Annotated in this window: 18 protein-coding genes, 1 tRNA gene and 1 riboswitch; of the genes, 8 read left to right on the top strand and 11 right to left on the bottom strand. The window is 58.7% G+C overall.

Annotation, left to right across the window (positions count from 1 at the left end; genetic code table 11):
• Nucleotides 1-5: 5 nt before the first annotated feature.
• The 3 genes from ugpE to ABJZ52_RS06250 all read right to left on the bottom strand — a co-directional run bounded on the left by ugpE (nt 6) and on the right by ABJZ52_RS06250 (nt 3,158).
• On the bottom strand, nt 6-848 hold the full coding sequence (gene ugpE / locus ABJZ52_RS06260) for a sn-glycerol-3-phosphate ABC transporter permease UgpE (RefSeq protein WP_348189536.1): 843 nt from the start codon (nt 846-848) through the stop codon (nt 6-8).
• A 10-nt stretch (nt 849-858) separates the two neighbouring features.
• Entirely contained in the window at nt 859-1,740 is an 882-nt protein-coding gene (locus tag ABJZ52_RS06255) for an ABC transporter permease subunit (protein WP_348189538.1), read from the bottom strand.
• A gap of 107 nt (nt 1,741-1,847) precedes the next feature.
• On the bottom strand, nt 1,848-3,158 hold the full coding sequence (locus ABJZ52_RS06250; protein ID WP_348189540.1) for an extracellular solute-binding protein: 1,311 nt from the start codon (nt 3,156-3,158) through the stop codon (nt 1,848-1,850).
• A 483-nt stretch (nt 3,159-3,641) separates the two neighbouring features.
• A riboswitch (cobalamin riboswitch) is annotated at nt 3,642-3,862 on the top strand.
• 51 nt (nt 3,863-3,913) lie between these two features.
• On the opposite strand from ABJZ52_RS06250, the gene ABJZ52_RS06245 reads away from it, so the two are divergent.
• Nucleotides 3,914-4,600 (top strand): energy-coupling factor ABC transporter permease, encoded by a 687-nt coding sequence (locus ABJZ52_RS06245; protein ID WP_348189542.1) that lies wholly within the window; start codon nt 3,914-3,916, stop codon nt 4,598-4,600.
• 61 nt (nt 4,601-4,661) lie between these two features.
• On the opposite strand, the gene ABJZ52_RS06240 is transcribed toward ABJZ52_RS06245, so the two are convergent.
• From ABJZ52_RS06240 to ABJZ52_RS06230, 3 genes are all read right to left on the bottom strand, one after another.
• The gene (locus ABJZ52_RS06240) at nt 4,662-5,099 is read right to left on the bottom strand and encodes a YqaA family protein (protein ID WP_348189544.1); all 438 of its coding nucleotides are present in this window, start codon (nt 5,097-5,099) and stop codon (nt 4,662-4,664) included.
• A 184-nt stretch (nt 5,100-5,283) separates the two neighbouring features.
• Nucleotides 5,284-5,359, bottom strand: a tRNA-Ala gene (locus tag ABJZ52_RS06235).
• 146 nt (nt 5,360-5,505) lie between these two features.
• Nucleotides 5,506-5,898, bottom strand: coding sequence for a TIGR02300 family protein (locus ABJZ52_RS06230; protein ID WP_348189546.1), 393 nt, complete (start codon nt 5,896-5,898; stop codon nt 5,506-5,508).
• Nucleotides 5,899-6,107: 209 nt separating this feature from the next.
• Between ABJZ52_RS06230 and aroA the strand changes: the two genes are divergently transcribed.
• The 7 genes from aroA (at nt 6,108) to ABJZ52_RS06195 (ending at nt 12,704) form a co-directional block, all read left to right on the top strand.
• A complete protein-coding gene (aroA, locus tag ABJZ52_RS06225) occupies nt 6,108-7,463 on the top strand; it encodes a 3-phosphoshikimate 1-carboxyvinyltransferase (protein ID WP_348189548.1) in 1,356 nt (451 codons plus the stop codon).
• On the top strand, nt 7,460-8,086 hold the full coding sequence (gene cmk / locus ABJZ52_RS06220; RefSeq protein ID WP_348189550.1) for a (d)CMP kinase: 627 nt from the start codon (nt 7,460-7,462) through the stop codon (nt 8,084-8,086). The genes aroA and cmk overlap by 4 nt, the downstream gene beginning before the upstream one ends.
• 290 nt (nt 8,087-8,376) lie before the next feature.
• Nucleotides 8,377-10,083 (top strand): 30S ribosomal protein S1, encoded by a 1,707-nt coding sequence (rpsA, locus tag ABJZ52_RS06215; RefSeq protein WP_348189552.1) that lies wholly within the window; start codon nt 8,377-8,379, stop codon nt 10,081-10,083.
• 219 nt (nt 10,084-10,302) lie between these two features.
• A complete protein-coding gene (locus ABJZ52_RS06210; RefSeq protein ID WP_348189554.1) occupies nt 10,303-10,731 on the top strand; it encodes a peptidylprolyl isomerase in 429 nt (142 codons plus the stop codon).
• 198 nt (nt 10,732-10,929) lie between these two features.
• Complete coding sequence (gene sppA / locus ABJZ52_RS06205) at nt 10,930-11,937, top strand: signal peptide peptidase SppA (RefSeq protein WP_348189556.1); 1,008 nt, start codon at nt 10,930-10,932, stop codon at nt 11,935-11,937.
• Nucleotides 11,934-12,233 (top strand): integration host factor subunit beta, encoded by a 300-nt coding sequence (locus ABJZ52_RS06200; protein ID WP_153770439.1) that lies wholly within the window; start codon nt 11,934-11,936, stop codon nt 12,231-12,233. Before sppA ends, ABJZ52_RS06200 begins: the two co-directional genes overlap by 4 nt.
• Nucleotides 12,234-12,347: 114 nt before the next feature.
• Complete coding sequence (locus ABJZ52_RS06195) at nt 12,348-12,704, top strand: lipopolysaccharide assembly protein LapA domain-containing protein (protein ID WP_348189558.1); 357 nt, start codon at nt 12,348-12,350, stop codon at nt 12,702-12,704.
• 19 nt (nt 12,705-12,723) lie between these two features.
• Here the strand turns inward: ABJZ52_RS06195 and ABJZ52_RS06190 are convergent, their stop codons facing one another.
• The 5 genes from ABJZ52_RS06190 to addB form a co-directional block, all read right to left on the bottom strand.
• Nucleotides 12,724-13,338 carry a trimeric intracellular cation channel family protein gene (locus ABJZ52_RS06190; RefSeq protein ID WP_348189560.1) on the bottom strand — a complete coding sequence of 205 codons (615 nt, stop codon included), beginning with the start codon at nt 13,336-13,338 and terminating at the stop codon, nt 12,724-12,726.
• Nucleotides 13,339-13,413: 75 nt separating this feature from the next.
• Nucleotides 13,414-14,055, bottom strand: coding sequence for a nucleotide exchange factor GrpE (grpE, locus tag ABJZ52_RS06185; RefSeq protein ID WP_348189562.1), 642 nt, complete (start codon nt 14,053-14,055; stop codon nt 13,414-13,416).
• A gap of 135 nt (nt 14,056-14,190) precedes the next feature.
• Nucleotides 14,191-14,511 (bottom strand): thioredoxin, encoded by a 321-nt coding sequence (gene trxA, locus ABJZ52_RS06180; RefSeq protein ID WP_348189564.1) that lies wholly within the window; start codon nt 14,509-14,511, stop codon nt 14,191-14,193.
• Between the two features lie 93 nt (nt 14,512-14,604).
• The gene (gene addA / locus ABJZ52_RS06175; RefSeq protein ID WP_348189565.1) at nt 14,605-18,120 is read right to left on the bottom strand and encodes a double-strand break repair helicase AddA; all 3,516 of its coding nucleotides are present in this window, start codon (nt 18,118-18,120) and stop codon (nt 14,605-14,607) included.
• Nucleotides 18,117-21,227: a double-strand break repair protein AddB gene (addB, locus tag ABJZ52_RS06170; protein ID WP_348336248.1), complete on the bottom strand. Its 3,111-nt coding sequence runs from the start codon at nt 21,225-21,227 to the stop codon at nt 18,117-18,119. Before addB ends, addA begins: the two co-directional genes overlap by 4 nt.
• Between the last annotated feature and the right edge of the window lie 25 nt (nt 21,228-21,252).

The following is a 21,252-nucleotide window of genomic DNA, read 5'->3' as shown; positions in this document are numbered from 1 at the left end:
AAACCTCACTTATCGCTCTCGACGAGACCTTTGACGAACCAGCTCTGGAAGACCACGACAATCAAAACCGGTGGCACGATTGCGAGAACCGCAAGCGCCATGGCTTCATTGAGTGCCGGGATTTGCGCCCCGACCCAGACCTGCATGATCTGCTTGATGCCGCGCACCAGAGTGAACAGGGATTCTTCCGTGGTGATCAGGGTCGGCCAGAGATACTGGTTCCACCCGTAGACGAACATGATGATGAAGATGGCCGCGATCATTGTCTGTGACAGCGGAACAAGGATGTCCTTGAAGAACTTCCAGGGGCCCGCCCCGTCGATCCTTGCCGCTTCCAGCAGCTCGTCGGGAACCGACATAAAGAACTGACGGAAGAAGAACGTCCCCGTTGCCGAGGCAATCAGCGGAACAATCAGGCCGGAATAGGTGTTCACCATGCCCAGTTGCTGCACGATTTCGTAGGATGGCAGAATGCGCACTTCCAGTGGCAGCAGCAGGGTCGCGAAGATCACCCAGAAGCACAGGGTGGCCATGGGGAAGCGGAAGTAGACGATCGCATAGGCCGCCAGCATCGAAATGATGATCTTGCCGATGGCAAAGCCGAAGCCGAGAATCATCGAGTTTTTCAGCATCACAAAACCGTCGACTTCCTTGGTGAAGCCGCCAGCTCGGAAGAGCACCGTTTCGTAATTTTCCAGGAACTTGCCACCCGGGACGAACTGGATGCCTTCCTTGTAGATGGTGATGGCGTCGTGAGTGCTGGTCAGAAAGGCCAGAGCGACCGGTGTGACCATGAACACAACACCCAGAAGCAGGACCACATGGTCCAGGATCTGAAGTTTTCTCATACCTGTCCCCTTAGGTGTAATGCACGCGCCGCTCGATCAAGCGGAACTGAACAACTGTCAGAATGAAGACGAGCGCCATGAGAATGACGGATTGTGCGGAAGAACCGCCCAGGTCATTGCCGCGGAAGCCATCCAGGAAGACCTTGTAGACAAGCGTCACCGGATTGTTGCCCGGTTCCTGTTTCACGAGCACATCAACAATACCGAAGGTGTCGAAGAAGGCGTAGGTGATGTTGATGATCAGCAGGAAAAAGCCCGTCGGCGCCAGGAGCGGGAAAGTCACGGTCCAGAACCGGCGGAAGCCGGACCGGCAATCGATGCTGGCCGCTTCCTGAACAGACTTGGAAATGCCCTGCAGACCGGACAGGAAGAAGATGAAGTTGACCGGGATCTGCTTCCAGACGGCAGTGGTTGTCATTGCAAAGGCGGTGTCGAAATAGTTCACCCCGATTTGCAGGTTCCAGCCAAAGAGCGCGAAGAAATCAACAATCGGGCCGACATGCTGATCAAACAGCATGACGCCGATCAGACCGGCGACGGGAGGCGCGACCGCATAGACCCACATCAGCAGGGTCTTGTAGGACGAGCTGCCGCGCAACACCTTGTCCGCCTTGACCGCCAGAAGAAGTGCGATCCCGAGGGACAGGAACGTCACGAAGAATGTGAAGACGGCCGTAAAGCGGGCAACACGCCCGTAGTCGGTCGAGGTCACCGTATCAACGAAATTGTCGAAGCCGACAAAGGTTGATCCGAACCCGAAGGGGTCTTCAAGGTAGAAGGAGGACTGGACCGCTTCGGCAGCTGGCCAGAGGAAGAAGAGCGTTACGATGGCGAGCTGCGGCAAAAGCAGCAGGTAAGGCAGCCACCGGGACTGGAATTGAACTTTTTTCATCACGACACCGCAACGGGGAAGACGGGCCACCAGATATCCTGTTGACCCGCCATCAGCATGAAAGAACGGGGGCGCCGGACCGGCACCCCCGCGATAAGTTTCTCAGCTTAGTTGCCGGATGTCTTTGCAAAACGCTCCAGCAGCTTGTTGCCGTCGGCTTCGATGGTTGCAAAAGCATCGTCCACGGACGCATCACCGGACAGGACCTTACCGTATTCACGGTTCATGATGTCGCGGATCTGGACGTAGAAGCCCATGCGGTAACCCTTGGTCCACTCGCCACCCGGCAGAGTGAGCTGCTTGATGCCGATTTCGGCAGCCGGTGCGCGGTCGTAGTGACCATCCTTCTTGGCCAGCTCGTATGCAGCGTTTGTGATCGGCACATAGCCGGTCTCTTTGTGCCACATGTACTGGACTTCCGGGGACGTCAGGTATTCGAAGAACGAAGCAACGCACTTGTTCTCTTCGTCTGCCTTGCCAGCCATGGAGAAGAGAGCGGCACCACCGATGAAGGTGCCGGTGCCTGCGCCTTCAACTGCATCCCAGTAAGGCAGGTAGGTCGCGGAGAACGGGAACTCAACGGTCTTGGAAATCCCGCCGAAGGAGCCCGAAGAACCGAGCCACATGGCAACCTTGCCTTCGTTGAACGGGGTCTGGTTGTCGCCCCAGCCGGTGCCGTAGTAACCGAACAGACCGTCGTCCAGCCAGCCTTTGACAGCCTTGAAGTGGTTCTTGATCGGCTCACCAAAGATCAGCTTGGTGCCCTTGGCGCCATCGTAACCGTTGTTGTTGGTTGCGAACTGCTGATTGTGACGAGACTTGAAGTTCTCGGTGAAGATCCACGGCAGGTGGGACTGAGCAAGCGGTACATAGCCGGCTTCTTTCAGCTTCGGCGCGATTGCCTGGAAGTCTTCCCAGGTTTTCGGAGCTTCGACGCCAGCTTTTTTCAGCGCATCTTCATTGTAGTAGAGGATCGGCGTGGAGGAGTTGAACGGCATGCCGATCATCTTGCCATCGCTGTCAGCGTAGAAGTTGCGCACACCTTCGATGTAGTCGTTGATGTCGAAATCAGCGCCAGCGTTCTCAAGGATATCCTGGGCCGGAATAACAGCACCCTTGGCACCGATGATGGTTGCAGCACCAGCATCGAAGACCTGAAGGATGTTCGGCTGTTCGCCAGCGCGGAAAGCAGCGATACCGGCGGTCAGGGTCTCTTCGTAAGTACCCTTGAAGACCGGGGTCAGGTTACAAGCATCCTGAGAAGCATTGTAGCCTGTGGAAATTTCGTTGACGACTTCGCCAAGGCGACCGCCCATTGCATGCCACCAGGAAATGTCGGTTGCAGCATAAGAAACAGAAGAAGTGCCGAGCATGGCGGCCGCAGCTACGAGGCTGGCGACAGTCTTACGGTAAGCCATTATTGTTTGCTCCCATCAATTGAGGCGGATGCCTCGGTCAGCAGTTGAGTATCCAGGCTGCCAAAATGGCTTGCTCGACAGCCCGTGTGATAACGCCTGCGTTTCGTATTGTTTTCATATGAACGCTATATGTCGCTCATATGAACATTAAACGACAGTCAAAACGAACATGGAAGACCAACCATCAATATAAATTTCGAAGCAGGCTTCCGCTCGACTTCGACAGCAGAAAGACTGCTGCGAAACCCTCGCTTTTCCCATGTTCCGGCCACATGTGACCGGAAAGCAAAACGCGCGCCGACGTAACGGCGCGAACCCTATGGCGTTTGGATGACTGCCACGCTTCGCTCACATGAACATTACATGACGCACTCTGTCGGGTACTGGCTTCCGCCTGCGCAGACAAATGCATCCCAGGGCCCCATCACTTCCCTGCAACATTTCACCTTCGCGGCAAAATGGCTTGCAAAGAGGGCGCAGATTCCGCAATTGTGGCTTGATGGTTCCGCCAATCAACGGTGCGGCGGATTAAAAGGGAACACGGTGAGGCGTACCCAAAAGGGACCGAAACCGTGGCTGCCCCCGCAACTGTGAGCGGCAAGTCCTTTCCAAAAGCCACTGATGCGCCCGGTTGAGCGCACCGGGAAGGCGGAACGGGCGTTGAGTCGCAAGCCAGGAGACCTGCCATTCAAACTCCGGCCTCTGGGCCGGGCCTATAGCAACCTTCCCACGGTGGGTGTGGACAGGAGAAAAACATGCATATCGAACCGGGCATCGTCGACGGTGCCAAACTTACTCTCAGCTACGCAACAGCGATCGCGTCCCTTGGTTATGCGGCCAAGATGGCCGTCACGAATCGCCAGGACAACGGCGGAATTGTGGGACTTCTGAGCCGCAGCGTCTTGACAACTGCGCTTGTCTTTAGCTTCTTTCAGATCCTGCCGCATTATCCGGTTGGCGTTTCCGAGGTGCACTTCATTCTCGGCTCGACCCTGTTCCTGCTGTTTGGTGCAGGCGCCACCGCGATTGGCCTGGCCGGCGGCCTGCTCCTGCAGGGCGTATTCTTCGCCCCCGCTGACCTGCCGCAATACGGCATGAACGTCACAACGCTTCTGGTTCCCCTTTTCGCAGTTGCCATGCTGGCCAAAAAGGTCATTCCGGCGAAAACCGCTTATGTCGACCTCAGCTATGGACAGGCGCTTGCCCTCTCGACCGCCTATCAGGGCGGTGTGGTTGCCTGGGTGGCCTTCTGGGCGTTCTACGGTCAGGGCTTCGGCGCTGCGAACCTTGCTTCCGTCAGCACATTCGGTGCGGCCTACATGCTTGTGGTTCTTATGGAGCCGCTCGTGGATCTCGCGATCCTCGCGGGCGCAAAGACGGTTTCCGGCCTCAAAGGCCATCAGATCGTTCAGGCGCGCCTGCATACGGCCGCAGCAGCCTAAGACCATTTCAACAGACTGCTGAAAAGCCCGGGCAATGCCCGGGCTTTTTTGTGTCCGTGGCCTAGAAAATTCCCAGCGTGATCGCGGCGACAATCAGATAACGCACGGTCTTGGCGACGGCAACGAGTGCCAGGAATGACCAGAACGGCTCGCGCAGAACACCGGCAGCCAGCGTGAGCGAATCTCCTATGAATGGTGCCCAGCTCATCAAAAGGCTCCACTTTCCATAGCGACGATACCAGTTGGATGCCCGGTCAAGCTGCTGCAACGTCACCGGAAACCATCGACGGGACGAAAACCGGTCAACGCCACGACCAAGCAACCAGTTCACGACAGACCCAAGAGTGTTTCCGAGGCTCGCGACTGCGATCAACAGCCAGACAGGAGCCAGATCAGCTGCGATCAATCCCGCAAGGCCGAACTCCGATTGCGCCGGCAAGACAGTGGCTGCCAGAAACGAGAGCAGGAACAGACCGGCAAGACTGCCAATCCCGTTCATGCGGAGGTCCCTGCGCGAAGTATCAGACAGGGTGAGCACATTTGGGAGGTATTGGAACGCTGCAAGGATCTGCCCATTGTTTGGATCAATGCGCGACAGTGTTCCCGATTTGCGGAACGCCGCAAGAGGCAAAGGCTGCTCGCCGACCAGATATCAAGTCGATGGAAAAGAAATTTGAAGAGAATGGTGGAGCCAAGCGGGATCGAACCGCTGACCTCCTCGCTGCCAGCGAGGCGCTCTCCCAGCTGAGCTATGGCCCCAATCTCAAAAGCCGGCTTGGGTCCCCGGCGTTGATGTGGGCGGAACATAGTCGCGCCGCCCGCATCGATCAAGAGGAATTTCAAACGAAATGAAATTCGCTCTGTGGATAAATTTGGAGGCAAAAAAAGCCTCCAAATTCGGTCACTTAGCGATCAGCGTCGTCATCGATTTCAACGCGAATGCCCGGAACGGCTTCGTCATCTTCATCTTCTTCCTCGATGAAAACGTCGTCTGCCTCTTCATCTTCTTCTTCCAGCTCGACGTCGCCGCCGTCGATATCCGGCACATCGTCATCGCCGCCTTCCGCTTCCGCGTCGGCTTCTTCCAGCGTTACGATTTCCGGCGCAGCCTCATCTTCCTCTTCTTCATCATCCTCAGGCTTTTCCTTAGCCTTTGCCGCTTTCGCAGCACGTGAGGTCATCACCGTTTCAAAGATCGTGCCGCATTTTGGGCAGGTGATCGGATCACGATTGAGGTCGTAGTACTTCGCGCCGCAGCTCGTGCACAGCCGCTTTGTGCCAAGTTCAGGTTTTGCCACTGTGCTAACCCTTCGTCTTCTCTGTTTGGTGGCGCCCCATACCCTTGGAACCGCCCCCCTGTCAAAGCCAAATCAATGAAAAAGTTTGTTCGCAGCAAACTTCTGCACGCCACGCACAGAAATTCAAGGATTGGGGCAGATGACGAACGATGATCCACATGATAGCAAGGGACACTTTTTGTTGAGTAGAATGACCGGAACCGAACCGCATGTCCCATGGCTCTTCGCCCAAACCGCTTACAACCCGCGCCGCCGGCCCACTAACCGGCACAATCCGGGTTCCCGGCGACAAGTCAATTTCCCACCGCGCGCTGATGTTCGGCGCCCTGGCCGTTGGCAGAACAACGGTCACCGGACTCCTGGAATCAGAAGACGTTTTGGCCACTGCGGCCGCCATGCGCGCGGTTGGTGCCAGGATCGAGCGGCAGGATGACGGTCTTTACGTGGTCGACGGCATTGGCCTCGGCAGCCTTCTGGAGCCGGAAGAGGTGATCGACTTCGGCAATGCGGGCACGGGCGTTCGCTTGACGATGGGGATCTTTGGCACCCACGACATCGCAGCAACCTTTGTGGGCGACGGTTCGCTGTCCAAGCGCCCGATGGGACGCGTCCTGGATCCGCTCCGGGAAATGGGCACCAACGTGATTGCACGGTCAGGTGACCGTCTGCCAGCTTCCATCCGCGGCGCAAAGCAGCCTCTGCCGATGACCTACCGGGTGCCGATGGCATCAGCGCAGGTCAAGTCCGCGGTACTGCTCGCCGGCCTCAACTGCCCTGGCGAAACCACTGTCATCGAGCCTATTGCCACGCGCGATCATACCGAAAAGATGCTCGCCGGTTTCGGTGCAGACATTTCAGTCACGCTCAACGATGCCGGTGAACGAGTGATCAAGCTGAAGGGACAGCCGGAACTCAAGCCGCAGGATCTGGAAGTTCCGGGCGATCCATCTTCCGCCGGCTTCCCGATTGTTGCAGCGCTGATCGTTCCCGGTTCCGACGTGACGATCGAGAACATCCTCCTGAACGAACATCGGACCGGGCTGATCACGACGCTGATCGAGATGGGCGGAGATATCGAGATCGTCAACCGTCGCAATTCCGGCGGAGAGGAAATCGGCGACATCAAAGTCAAGGCAAGCCAGCTCAAAGGCATCACCGTACCTGCGAAACGGGCGCCGTCGATGATCGATGAGTATCCTGTGCTGGCCGTTGCCGCCGCGTTTGCAACTGGCGAGACACACATGCCCGGCCTAGATGAGCTGCGTGTGAAGGAATCAGATCGCCTGGCAGCAGTCGCCAGAGGCCTTGAAGCAAATGGCATCCCTTGCGTCGAAGGTGAGGATTTCCTGACAGTCAAGGGCGGCGCAAACAACATCGGTGGCGGTACGGTTGTCACTCACCTTGATCACCGCATCGCCATGTCATTTCTCGTGCTGGGCATGGCTTCTCACAAGCCGGTCACTGCAGATGATGGCGCAGTCATTGCGACGAGTTTCCCGACATTCACCTCCCTCTTCAGCGAATTGGGCGCAAAGGTCCAAGAAACGCCAAGCGAGGCCGCATGATTGTCGCAATCGATGGGCCCGCAGCTTCGGGCAAGGGAACACTGGCACGCCGCCTTGCGGATCATTTCGAGCTCCGCCACCTGGACACGGGTCTGACCTACCGCGCCGTGGCAGCTGCCCTGCTGGCCAAGGGCCTGCCGCTCGGGGATGAGGGCGTTGCGATCGAGATCGCACAGAATTTCGACCTGGCGCAGATGGACAAGACCGTCTTGTCAGCGCATGAGATCGGTGAAGCAGCCTCACGCATTGCGGTTCTTGGTGGCTTGCGTGAAGAACTTGTCCGATTGCAGAAGGACTTTGCAGCAGCCCCTCCAGGAGCTGTTCTCGATGGGCGCGATATCGGAACCGTTGTGTGTCCCGACGCCACTGTGAAGTTGTTCGTCACAGCCTCTCCAGAGGCACGTGCCGAGCGGCGCACGGCGGAAATGGTCTCCAAGGGTCAGGAGGCTGAATATGCGTCTGTCCTTGATGATCTGAAACGCCGCGACGAGCGCGACAGCCAGAGAACCGTGGCTCCGATGAAACAAGCAGACGATGCACACTTGCTTGACACCACGGAAATGGATATAGAGACGGCGTTCCAGGCAGCTGTGGATATTGTTTCTCAAGCCTGCAACGCGTAAGGCCTTCACGGGCACACGGGGTTCGCCATGTTTTGGTGCGCCCCCTTTCGTGTTTTGGATCAGCATTCGGCTTGCCGGATTTGCATGATCCTTCGGAGCACATGGAATTACTCGGCAAGACATCTACCAAGGCGTCTTGATGACGAGACAGGATCCTCCGTCTCTCGCCCCGCCGGCCCATCCTCGAAGAGGGTGGAAGGATGCGCGCATCGCGTATCCCGGGAGATTCAAGGATCCTCAATGCAACACAAACCCGTCGGCGGCCTGCCAGGAAGGCACCAGGAGTTTCAATGTCTGAACTTAATCCCTCTACCGAGGATTTTGCAGCTCTTCTCGAAGAGTCATTTACCCAGAACGATCTGTATGAAGGTGCGGTCGTCAAGGGCACCGTTGTCGCAATCGAAAAAGACCTCGCCGTCATCGACGTCGGCCTGAAGGTTGAAGGCCGCGTGCCGCTGAAGGAATTCGGCGCCAAGGGCCGCGACGGCGAAATGAACGTCGGCGACGAAGTAGAAGTTTACCTTGAGCGCGTTGAAAATGCGCTCGGTGAAGCCGTGCTGTCGCGCGAAAAGGCTCGCCGTGAAGAAAGCTGGGTTCGCCTGGAAGTTGCTTTCGAAGCAAACGAAAAGGTCACCGGCCAGATCTTCAACCAGGTCAAGGGTGGTTTCACCGTCGATCTGGATGGCGCTGTTGCCTTCCTGCCGCGTTCGCAGGTCGACATCCGTCCAGTACGCGATGTAACGCCTCTGATGCACACGCCGCAGCCGTTCCAAATCCTCAAGATGGACAAGCGTCGCGGCAACATCGTTGTCTCACGCCGTGTCGTTCTGGAAGAAACCCGTGCCGAACAGCGTTCGGAACTGGTCCAGAGCCTGGAAGAAGGTCAGACCGTCGAAGGCGTCGTCAAGAACATCACCGACTACGGTGCGTTCGTCGACCTGGGCGGCATCGATGGCCTGCTGCACGTCACCGACATCGCGTGGCGCCGCATCAACCATCCTTCGGAAGTTCTCACCATCGGCCAGACCGTCAAGGTGCAGATCATCCGCGTCAACCAGGACACGCATCGCATCAGCCTCGGCATGAAGCAGCTTGAAACCGATCCGTGGGATGGCATCGAAGCCAAGTACCCGGTCGAAGCCAAGTTCACCGGCCGCGTGACCAACATCACCGACTACGGCGCATTCGTCGAACTGGAGCCGGGCATCGAAGGCCTGATCCACGTTTCCGAAATGTCCTGGACCAAGAAGAACGTCCATCCGGGCAAGATCGTTTCCACTTCCCAGGAAGTCGAAGTGATGATCCTGGAAGTCGATCCGGTCAAGCGCCGCATCTCCCTGGGCCTCAAGCAGACCCTGCAGAACCCATGGGATGCATTCGCTGAACAGTTCCCGCAGGGCACTGAAGTTGAAGGCGAAGTCAAGAACAAGACCGAATTTGGCCTGTTCATCGGCCTCGACGGCGACGTGGACGGCATGGTTCACCTCTCCGACCTCGACTGGAACCGTCCGGGCGAACAGGTTATCGAAGAGTACAAGAAGGGCGACATGGTCAAGGCCGTGGTGCTCGATGTGGACGTCGACAAGGAGCGTATCTCCCTCGGCATCAAGCAGCTTGGTGGCGATCCGATGGAATCGGGCGCAGCTGGCGAAATCCGCAAGAACTCGATCGTGACCTGTGAAGTGATCGAAGTCACCGACGGTGGCCTCAACGTCAAGATCGCAGACAGCGACCTGACGGCCTTCATCCGTCGTGCTGATCTGTCCCGTGAGCGCGCTGATCAGCGTCCTGAGCGTTTCGCCGTCGGTGAAAAGTTCGATGCCCGCATCACGCAGTTCGACAAGAAGACCCGCCGCGTTACCGCGTCCATCAAGGCGCTGGAAATCGCAGAAGAGAAGGAAGCAGTTGCACAGTACGGCTCTTCCGACTCCGGCGCGTCTCTCGGCGACATCCTCGCAGCAGCCATGAACAAGGCTGGCGGCGACGAAGACGAGTAAGACCTGTTTCGCTGAACCTTTTTCAGCCAAACACGAAAAGCCCGGCGGTTGCGCCGGGCTTTTTGCATTCTGCAGCTTCCCACCCCTGGTGACCGTCTTCTTTGACATTTCGTCGCCAGACGCTAGGTTTGGGCACACTCCAGGGCACTTGCAACAAGCTTGGCCTCGCATATTCACTCGATTTCCAGAAATCGCCAGACAGCATCGAGAGACACGCTCATGACCGAAGTCAAAGCGGGCGACAGCGTTGCCATCCACTACAAGGGTACACTCTCCGACGGCACTGTTTTCGACAGTTCCGAAGGCCGCGATCCGCTACAATTCACCGTTGGCTCGGGCCAGATCATTCCGGGCCTGGACAAAGCCCTGCCCGGCATGACCGTCGGCGAGGAAAAGACCGTCAATATTCCTTCCTCGGAAGCCTATGGCGCCAAGGACCCCAACGCGACGCAACCTGTGCCGCGCGATCAATTCCCGACGGACATTCCACTTGAAGTGGGAACACAGCTGCAGGTTCAGACCCCGGATGGACAGCTGATGACAGTTTCCATCGTTGAAGTCGGTGAGGAGAATATCGTCCTTGACGCAAACCACCCACTCGCCGGCAAGGACCTGACGTTCGAGTTTTCCATCGTATCTATCGGCTAATGCCGCAAAAGGGCGGCCAAACAGCCGCCCTGACGGTGGCGTTCGGATCAGCCCTAGCGGGGCGGACATCGCGCACATTCCAATGATGACCGAAAGCTTCTTTGAACTTTCGGCATCAAGGCAATTGCATTTTCGGACTCGTCCACCCTATCTAGTAGCCAGAAAATAGAAATTAAGTGATCCGGAGCCTCGCAAACCATGAGCCTTGATGCAGACGTCCTGGTTGATAGGCGCAGGATGCGTCGGAAACTGACATTCTGGCGGATCGCGACTTTTCTCATTGTCACGGTCGGGCTGATCGGTGCCATCATCGCCGCAACAGACTTGGGCTCGATGTCCAAACGCAGCTCTCACATTGCACGGCTCGCCATCGAAGGCGTCATCCTGGAAGATCGCAAGCAACTCAAGCTGATCGAGAAAATCGGCGAGTCCGATGCGGTCAAAGGCGTGATTGTCTCGATCAATTCTCCCGGCGGCAGCACGACCGGTGGCGAGGCTCTCTACGAGGCTCTGCGTGAGCTTGCCGAGAAGAAACCCGTCGTTGCAGAGATCAGAACGGTCGGCGCTTCGGCCGGGTACATGATCGCCCTGGCCTCAGATCACATCGTTGCCCGGTACAACTCGATCACCGGCTCCATCGGCGTTTTGTTCCAGTATGGCAACATCGCCAAATTGATGGACATGGTTGGCGTCGAGATGGACGCAGTGAAAAGCTCGCCGCTCAAGGCCGAACCTGATTTTTATTCAGAGGCCTCACCCGAAGCAAAGGAAGTGCTCAACGCGCTCGTCATGGACAGCTATGACTGGTTCGTTGACCTTGTTGCCGAACGGCGCGACCTCTCCCCCTCGAAGGCACGCGAGCTGGCGAATGGCAGCATTTATTCAGGACATGCGGCCCGGAAGAATGGCCTGATCGACGCCATTGGCGGTGAAAAAACAGCCGTGTCCTGGCTCGAGACAGAGAAGTCCGTCGCCGAGGACTTGCCCGTCCTGAATTGGTCGGTTCAGGCGGACAGTGAAGGACTTCCGCTGTCCGTTAAAATGACCAAAGGGCTCGGTAATGGCATCGCGACTGGACTAATTGATGAGTTGGACCTCGCTAAATGGCTGATTTCTCCGGCTATTACGCTTGACGGTCTCGTATCCGTTTGGCAGGCTCCCGGTGCGGCAAAAGAAAATTCAACAGTTCGAGGGGGCGGCCAATGATTAAGTCGGAATTGGTTCAACATATTGCCGAGCAAAATCCGCATCTGTACCAACGCGATGTCGAGAACATCGTCAACGCAATACTGGACGAAATAACGGAAGCACTAATGCGCGGCGATCGCGTTGAGCTGAGAGGCTTTGGCGCTTTTTCGGTCAAGAACCGCCCTGCTCGTGTCGGTCGCAATCCAAGAACCGGCCAGAAGGTTGAAGTCGAGGAAAAATTTGTTCCCTTCTTCAAGACGGGCAAGGAAATGCGTGTGCGACTGAATGACGGAGTAGACCACGGGGACGACTAGGGTCTAAACAAGGTTCGGAAGACTTCGAAATTTTCCTGTCGTTGTCGGAACAGTGCGGTCGGCGTTGATACCAGGCCGTAAGAAGAGCTTCAGGCCAGTCCTTGGGAGACACATGTGACCCGTTTCATCAAATACGCGATCCTCATCGCAGTTGCGATCATTCTGGTTCCCCTGTCGGTTGCCAACCGGCATCCAGTCTCACTCTCCCTTAATCCGTTCGATCCGCAGGACCCGCGTTTCACGATCCCGGACATTCCTTTGTTCTGGGTCGTTTTCGCAAGCCTGGGGCTCGGGATTGTACTTGGCGGCATCGGTGCTTGGGCGAAGCAGGGAAGATGGCGCAAGGAAGCCCGGGTGAAGCGGCGGGAAGCCAACAAATGGCACCGGGAAGCGGATGAGCTGCGCGAGTTCAAGGAACAGGTCGAAACGAAGCCAGGGCTCCCTGGACCGAGCGGTCGCGACGCTGCCTGATCGCGTTTTTCAGGACGTCTCAGGACCCGTTCGTGGACTTCGAGTAGCCCGGCAGTGACCAACCAAATTCGATAGCCCCACCTCTCAGGCAAAGTGCCAGCAGAGCGGCGACAGCTGCTGCATACCAATTTCCCAGACCCAAATAAGTCAACACGACATAGATGCCGGCGCCAGCAAAGGCAGCACTGACGTAGACCTCCTGTTTGACGATGGCTGAAGGTTCGCCGGCAACGACGTCGCGCAAGACACCGCCAAAGGTCGCCGTTGCCACACCCATCGCCACGGCGACAAAGGCCGTATCGCCGATGCTGAGTGCCTTTGCGGCTCCCATGACAGAATATGCGGCCATGCCGATCGCGTCCGCCCAACGCAGGGGCTTTCCGAACCCCTCGACGATATGCGCGAAAAACCACATCAGGACGCTGACTCCCAAACAGACCAGGAGATAACCGTCCGACTTGATCCAAAACACAGGCACACCGAGCAAGAGGTCTCTCAGCGTCCCTCCTCCGATGCCGGTCACGGTGGCGAAAAACAGGAAGGCGATAAAGTCGAGCCCCTTTCTCGATGCGACGATGCTGCCGGCAATTGCGAAGACGCCAACGCCCAGATAATCGAGAAGCTGCAACAGCATGGTCACCCCCTTGAATAAAAAGCCGCCCCTCGACGTGCGAGGAGCGGCTTCCGGCACTCGTTATGATCTATGGCGTCAGGCGCTTTTGTCGACCGTCTGACCGGCGTCTGCACCTGCATCAGCAGCAGGTGCCTCTTTCGGCCCACCCTTGGAAACACCAACCATGGCGGGACGCAAGACCCGATCACCGATCTGGTAACCGGCCTGAACGACCTGCACGACTGTGTTGTTCGGAACTTCCGTATTTGGAACCTCGAACATCGCCTGATGGAAATTCGGATCGAACTTCTGGCCTTCCGGCTCAAGCTTCTTGACGCCATTTTTGTCAAGCTGGTTCAGAAGATCGCGCTCCGTCATCTCGACGCCCTCGATCAGGGCAGCAAGACCGGCGTCTGCGGACTGACGTGCTTCCTCTGGAAGGGAGTCCAATGCGCGGCGCAGGTTGTCGGAAACGGAGAGAAGGTCACGCGCGAAGCCGCTGACAGCGTACTGACGTGCATCCTTGATTTCCTTTTCGGTGCGGCGGCGCAGGTTTTCCATTTCAGCCATGGTCCGCAGCGCGCGGTCCTTGAGCTCTGCGTTTTCAGCCATCAAGGTTTCAACAGGATCAGCTGCCGCATCGTTGGCGGCCGCGGCGTCTGCTTCAGCTGCGGGTTTGCCAGCGTCCGTTGCAAGCTCAGGCTCCTGATCGGCAGGGGTCTTGTTCTCGTCGCTCATTTTGGGTCCGTTGGAATGCTGGTTTCACATAAAATTCGGGCGGACATGCTCTCAGCACACCCGCTCCGAACCGTCAAGTTTTTGCGAGTCGGATCAGCCATTTTCAGGCAGAACCAACCCGAATTTGGTTGAAGATCAGAGTGCGCTCTTGATCCAGTCGGCAAGCTTGCCCTTTGGAGCAGCCCCCACCTGGGTTGCCATTGGCTCACCGTCCTTGAAGAGGATCAGCATCGGGATGGACCGAACGCCGTATTTCATGGCTGCATCCTGGTTCTCATCGATGTTGATCTTGGTGATCTTCACCTGACCTGCCATCTCTTCGGAGATTTCCTCAAGCGCCGGTGCAATCATCTTGCACGGGCCACACCATTCCGCCCAAAAGTCCACAACGACCGGCTCGGAAGAGTTCAGGACATCGCTTTCAAAGCTGGCATCGGTGATCGTGTTGGTAGCCATGATATATCTCTTTCATAATCAGTCCGGTGCAGACAGAATCCACAAAAGCACCGTGACGCGTTGGACCGAACGTAGGTAGCGAACCCTCGTCCGTCAAGCGCTGCCCACCTCGCTCGCAAGCCCCTTTAACGTCTCGTCCAGAAGCGCTTCCGGAATCAACATCATGGACGGTGTCGCGGTCCAGAGCAGCGCCGCCTCGATCTTCCTGCCCGGATAGATGCTCAGCAGCAACCCGCGATATACGCTGAGCTGCGCCAGGTACTCCAGGGGGACGGCAGCAGAGGTTTCAGGTGGCACGAGATTGGTCTTGTAGTCGACGATCAGAACCCTGTCCGGCTCAACCACAAGCCTGTCGATCTGTCCTGACACCGCAACGTCCTTGCCATCGACCGCCGTCAGGCTCCCAACAACGGACACCTCCGCACGCGCATTGACGCCGAACAAGGGGGCGAACTCGCCCCCATTGAGGATCGCGTGAACGTCTTCCAGCAGCGCATCCTTGTAGTGCTGAAATTCAGTCGCAAGGGATTGAGCAACAAAACGCTCGGCGGCACCCTCGCGCTCCCCGGTCGGCAGGTCAGGCAGGACTTCGAGAAGCCTGTGGACCAGACGCCCACGTTCCAGCGGCCACGCCGCCGGCTGACGCCGTGCCTCCAGCCGGGAGGAACCCGGAACCTGGTCAACGCCGTCCTTCGCCTCCATTTCCTCGAAGGCTTTTGAAGGCTGCATTCGACGCTTGCGCACATACGCAGAAGCGCGTTGGTTCAACCAGTCCGGCATCACTGGTGAGGCGGCTGGCTGAGTTTCCGTCTGGCCAAAGCCGGCGGTTGGCCCCTGAGCGCTTGCTTCTGCCACATTTGATTGCTGCCAGCGCCAGGAAACGACGCTCCCCGTTTCGTCGGTCACTTCCCGGGCGCCGGGTTTGAGGGCCGAGGACACAAGATTGTACCAGCAAGCTTCATGAGCGCCGCGTTTGGGTTCCCAGCCACAGACGATCAACCGATCCTCGGCGCGGGTCAAAGCCACATAGAGCAGCCGGCGGTATTCTTCCTCCTGCCCTTCCCTGAGACCATCGATCGCCTCACCATGCCAGGGCGTGCGGTCGTTCTTGGTCGGCAACCAGACCAAGGCTGGCGGCAGCAGGGGATTGTTTTGCCGCGCTCGCGGCAGAAAAGACGGATCGTGAATGGCGCTGACCGGTGCTCCGCCGGGGTCAACCAGAATGACGATCTTCGCCTCCAGGCCCTTGGACCCATGGACGGTCATGATCCGCACCATGCCCTTGGCGTTGGTCAGCTCACGCTTGATCTCGGTCGGAGCTGCCGCCATCCAGGCCAGAAAACCCTCAAGGCCTGGTGTTCCAGCCTGTTCATAGTTCATCGTCAGAGCGAGAAACTCGTCAAGAACGTCGTCAACCTCGACGCCCAGCCGGCTTCGGAACCGCTGACGCCCACCATCGCCCGCCAGCAGTCTGGCGTAGAACTCATAGGGCGGCATGAAGTCAGCTCGGGAGCGCCAAAGCTCGAGCTGCTCCCGGGCCTTTTGCCATTTCGGGTTCGTGTCCGACTTCTTCACCAGATGCTGCCAAAGCGTTCCGTCGCGCGGGCGCTCCAGCCGCTCCCGATCCACAAGCCTGATCAGATCGTCATCATCCAGATCGATCAGCGGGCTTTTCAGCACACAAGCCAGGGAGAGGTCATCCTCGGGCAGCAGCATGAACCGTCCAAGCGCTGCGAGATCCTTGACCGCGATATGATCGGTCAGGACAAGACGGTCACTGCCGGCAGCCGGAACGCCGAGGGATTTCATTTCCCGGTTCAAGGCTTCGACGAAGGGGCCGCGTTTGCGCACAAGGACAAGCACATCGCCGGGGCCCGCCGTTCCGTCACGCATCCACGTTGCGATGGTTTCGGCGATGCGGCGCGCGACCCGCAGCATCGGGCTGCCGGAACCGACCCGGTCGAGGGGTATGCGCCAGTCTTCAGGCTCTTCAACCTCGGCTTCCTGCTCAAGCGGCCAAAGGTCGACAATCCCTGGATCGCGGCGAATGGCTTCATGAACGGGGGCCTTCAGTTCCTGCGACAGGCCCTTGTGGGCATCCGCCGTGGCGAAGACCGTATCCACCGCGCCCAGAACATCCGGTGTGGAGCGGAACGAAAGCTGAAGGTCAACCGAATGAAATTCACGGTCAGCTTCGGTGGATCGTCTCTCGAAGGTCCTGCGCATCTCGTCAAAATAGGCAGGCACTGCGCCCTGAAACGAATAGATCGACTGCTTTTCGTCGCCGACGGCAAAAATGGTGCGGACCTGACCGCGTGCGCCCTCACCTGAGAAAAACTCTTCGGCCAGCGAGCGCACCACCTGCCATTGGCGCGGGCTTGTATCCTGGGCCTCGTCAACAAGGATATGATCCAGACCCTGGTCCAGCTTGTACTGAACCCACTGCGCGGCATCGGACCTCGACAGGAGATTCGCCGTTCGGACGACAAGATCCTCGAAATCAAGAAAACCCTTGCGCGCCTTTACTTTCTCATAGCGCTCGATCACCGCATAAGCGAGGCGCAGCAACGCACGCGTACCTTCAAAGGTCACAAAGGACGCGCGCTGTTCCAGAAGTGCCAGCAGCCGCGCCTGCTCAGCCTCCAGCTGTTCGACAACGTTGGGGAACGCTTCCGCGATCTTCTTGGTGGCGAGAGATTTACGCGCTTCCAGCTTAGCGGTCAGGAAAACCGGGATCCAGGCGTCCTTGAAGGCGCTCGCATCTCGCATCGACCAAGCCGTGACCAGATCATTTGCTCGGCCCACATCGGTTTTCGTGCCGCCGGAAAGAGCCTCCGCATAGGACTTGGCCGCGTTTTCATCAATCAGACAGTCTGCTCGAAATCTATCGTCGAGATCCGACAGGCTTTCGCCAGGTGGCACTCCCAGATCGGCAGCCAGATTTGCGAGCGCGGCATCAAGGCTGCCCTCGTCATCAATCCAACGGCGAAATGCGTCACGGTTGCGGATGAGCTCATCGAGGGCTTTTTCGGCGCTGGCGTCCGGCATGAGCGAAATCAACATCGCCAGCGCACGTCCAAAATCGCTGTCTGGATCGTTCTCCGCCTCTTGCAGCACGGAAGCCCGCGCCTCAGACATCAATTCACCCGCGATCCGGTCGTCCAGAACGGTGAAGTGACCGGCGACATTCGCCTCGAGCGGAAACTGATGCAGCAGCGCCTCGCAAAACCCGTGAATTGTCTGGATCTTCAGACCACCCGGGGTCTCCAGCGCGCGCGCGAACAGCCGTCTCGCCAGTGCCAAGCGGGCCCTGTCGGGCACACGTCCCTCGATGCTCTCAATCTCGGCGGCGAGCTTTTCATCGCTCATGGTCACCCAGTCACCGAGGATCTTGTAGACGCGGGTCGCCATTTCGGCCGCCGCGGCTTTGGTGAAGGTCAGGCAAAGCAGGCGGGAAGGATCTGTGCCGTCGAGTAGCAGGCGCACCACCCGGCGTGACAGGACGAAGGTTTTGCCGGAGCCCGCGTTGGCGCTGACCCAGGCGGACGCGGTCGGCCTCGACGCGCGGTCCTGTCGCTGACGGGTGACTTCCGGGATCTGGAAGCTCATTCCTCTCCCTCCCCGCCAACGGACCATTCCTGCACGCGCGCAAGGTGGTCATAGGGTCCGTCCGTCCGACCCTCCATCATCACGCGCGCCCGGGACAGATAGCCGTTATCTTCGATGCCATAGTGGGCAATGAGCTGTTCCAGGCGCTGCCAGGCATCCTCGGCGAGGTCACCCAAATCCGTGTCCTTCGGATTGCGCGGCTGCGGGATTACGGGCTCGCTTCCGCCCTTGAGCTGAACATAGAGGAGATCGGAGACAGGCAAGGTCGCCGGGATGTCCTGGAAGCCCAAGCGCCTGATCATTGCAGCTTCCAGAGGCATTTGCGGCGCAAGAAGCGCTTCCACCTGCTTGAGCGAGGGCACTTGACCAGTCTTGTAGTCGATGACCGCAATAGTGCCGTCAGTCATCAGATCAATCCGGTCCGCCCGCCCTTTCAACCGGAATTCGAGGCCCGGCAGAACAAGCTCGACACCACCGGAGATTTCCAGAAAACGCTTCTCGACCTTGTCGGCACGAGCTGCCTCGAAGGCAACAAAGCCTCGGGCGATGCGCTTGAACCGCGGCCACCACAGGGCACGAACCGCCGGAAAGGCGTCCAGCGAGGCAAAGTGCTTCTCGCCAACCAGAATCAGCCGTGCGACAGCGGCATCATCATAGGGTCCGCTCCAGCCTTCCAGGAACTCAGCCAGCGCGTCGTGAATGATATTGCCCTTGTCCGCCGCGCCTGGAACGCCGCCGATAGGGTCAACCGGCTGCAAGTCGAGAACGTGACGCGCAAAGATCGAATAGGGATCACGCACCAGGCGTTCGATTTCCGTGATCGACAGAGACCTGGGTCGCGCCGGAACCGGAGGCTTTGGCTCGGGACGGACAACAGAGCGCACAGCTCCCTCTGTGCGGTCCAGCATACCGGCCAAGATCCGATAGTGATCGCCTCTTTCGCCCATCTCATCCGTGATATCCGGACCGGCCAACGTCAGAAGCCGCTGAAGCCACCGGGAGGCCACCGTGGGTGCTCCATCAGCTCGTGCTGTTCGCGACAGGAGCACACGACCGGCGCCAAGACCTTGCGCAAAATCATGTGCAGCCGCGCCGATCCTGCGCTCCGGTGGATCAAGCCCCAGATCGGCCTTCATCGGCCGGTTAAGCCACGGATCGTTGCGGGTTCTTTGAGGCCAGACTCCCTCGTTCAATCCGCCGAGGATGATCAGGTCGGGTGATTGCAGCCGTGCTTCCATGGGCCCGAGGATCTGGATACGCGGATCACCCGGCAGCTTTCGCCGCACGGACGAACCTGACATCAAGGCGGCAAACACCGAAGGCCATTCGCGAGGTGTCACGGCAAAGCCGCTCGCATCCGCCTCCAGCAACCCTGTGAGAAAGAGCGCCAGCGCGTCGCCGGTCTCGCCAGAATACAGCTCGGCATCGGAACCGTGCTCGTCAACGCCGATCCGGTGAAGCACATCCGCATGGGCCCTGGCCAGATCGGTGACAGGCACTTCTTCGGCGCTCTCTGACAGGCTCTCAAGCGGCTCCAGAGCGTGCGTCAGGCGATCGACCAGATCGAGAATGGCATCCCAATCCGCGTCATGAACCTTCTTCCACCGTGGTGGCGTCCGGCCGGTCTCCGCGGCTTCCCGGCTTGCCAGAACGGCTTCGCGAAGTCCGCCCGTGCCCTGACGCGCCCTTGGGCCTCTGAGGACACCACGCTCGAGTGCACGGGCTGTCGCTCGAATGTCTTTCACCGGCAAACCAAGGCGCGCCAGCGGGTGTTTCAACAGTGACAGAAGGTCAATCGGATCACAGCCATCAAGCGCAAGGCTTGCCGCGAGGCTCGCCAGGATCGCAGGTGGGGTCTGATCCAGCGGCCGGCCTGCACTGTCATCGGCCTCGATGTGCCAGCGCGCCAGCTCGTTGGCGACACGCCGAGCCAGCAGGCGATCCGGAGACACCAATGCCGCTGTCTCTCCCCGTTCCAATGCTTCACGCAAGGCAACCGCGACGGCCAGTGCCTCCTCGGCCTCATTCGCAGCCGTGATCAAGCCAACGTCTTCAAGTGCAGCGGCACGCCTTGGCTCTTCGAATGCCTCCAGGAAGCTCATCCAGCCATCAGACGTATCCGCAGGCCGCAGGGCTTCCGAAACAATTCGTTCGCGGTCCGCCAGTGCATCGGAGGAAGCTGCTTCGAGCTCCCGCACGTCGCTGCGGACAATCTTCAGGTCCTCAAGCAAACGCTTCAAGCCGTATTGCGGATGTCCGGGAACCGACTGCGCCGCGTCCCAGGGGCCGGCAGCTGGTTTGACAGGTTTGGCATCGCGTCCACCGAGTGCGACCCAGGAGCGTTCATCCATACCCAGATCAAGGCCGGGAAGAACGATCACGCCACGCTCAAGGCTCGCAACAACCTTCAAAAGTGCTGCAGTGGCTGGAACCGACCCGGTGGTGCCGGCCACGATCACAGGTCCTTTGGGCGGCTGTGCGGCGAGCCGTTCTGCCTCGCGACGGATCAGAAGAGATCGCCGTTCCTTGGGGTCGATCTTGCCTTGCTCTGCCAGATGCGCCGGCCAGGCCTGCTGAACGATCTTGAGGAAATCCAGCGTGATCTGCCAATAGCGCGCGTGATCGGCCGGAACGAGGCCTTTGAGCTCGGACCAGTCCGCTTCCTCCGTCTCGATCTCATCCATGAGCGTCAGCAGATCACCCGCAAGCCAGGCGGCATCCGCGGCGGACGCTGGGACCCCTAGCGGCTCATCGAGACGAAGATGAAGGACCTCATGGCGCAGAGCTGCTTTCCAGGCCATGACCAGTCGGGTCATGGCTAGATGCCGCTCCAACAGCGGCATGGCTGGCGGCAGGGGCTCCGCATCGATCTGGGAACGCAACAACTGGTCATCTTCGTCAACATCACCAACCGGCCGGATGGTCGGCAGCAAGACGGGACGACCGCCGAAGAGCTCCTGAAAGATTTCCGGCAGAAGACGGGCAGCGCGGCGCGTGGGAAGATAGAGCGTTGCGGTGGACAGCAGCAGTGGATCATCCAGCGGACGAAACCCGGGGCACAGTGTCCCATCTACGAGGCGGCGCGCCAGCGTTTTGAGAAACGGCACCGAAGGCGGAACCGTATAGATGCTA

The sequence above is a fragment of the Roseibium sp. genome (assembly GCF_039982295.1).
GTDB lineage: Bacteria > Pseudomonadota > Alphaproteobacteria > Rhizobiales > Stappiaceae > Roseibium.
This window is presented reverse-complemented; position numbering and strand designations above follow the sequence as displayed.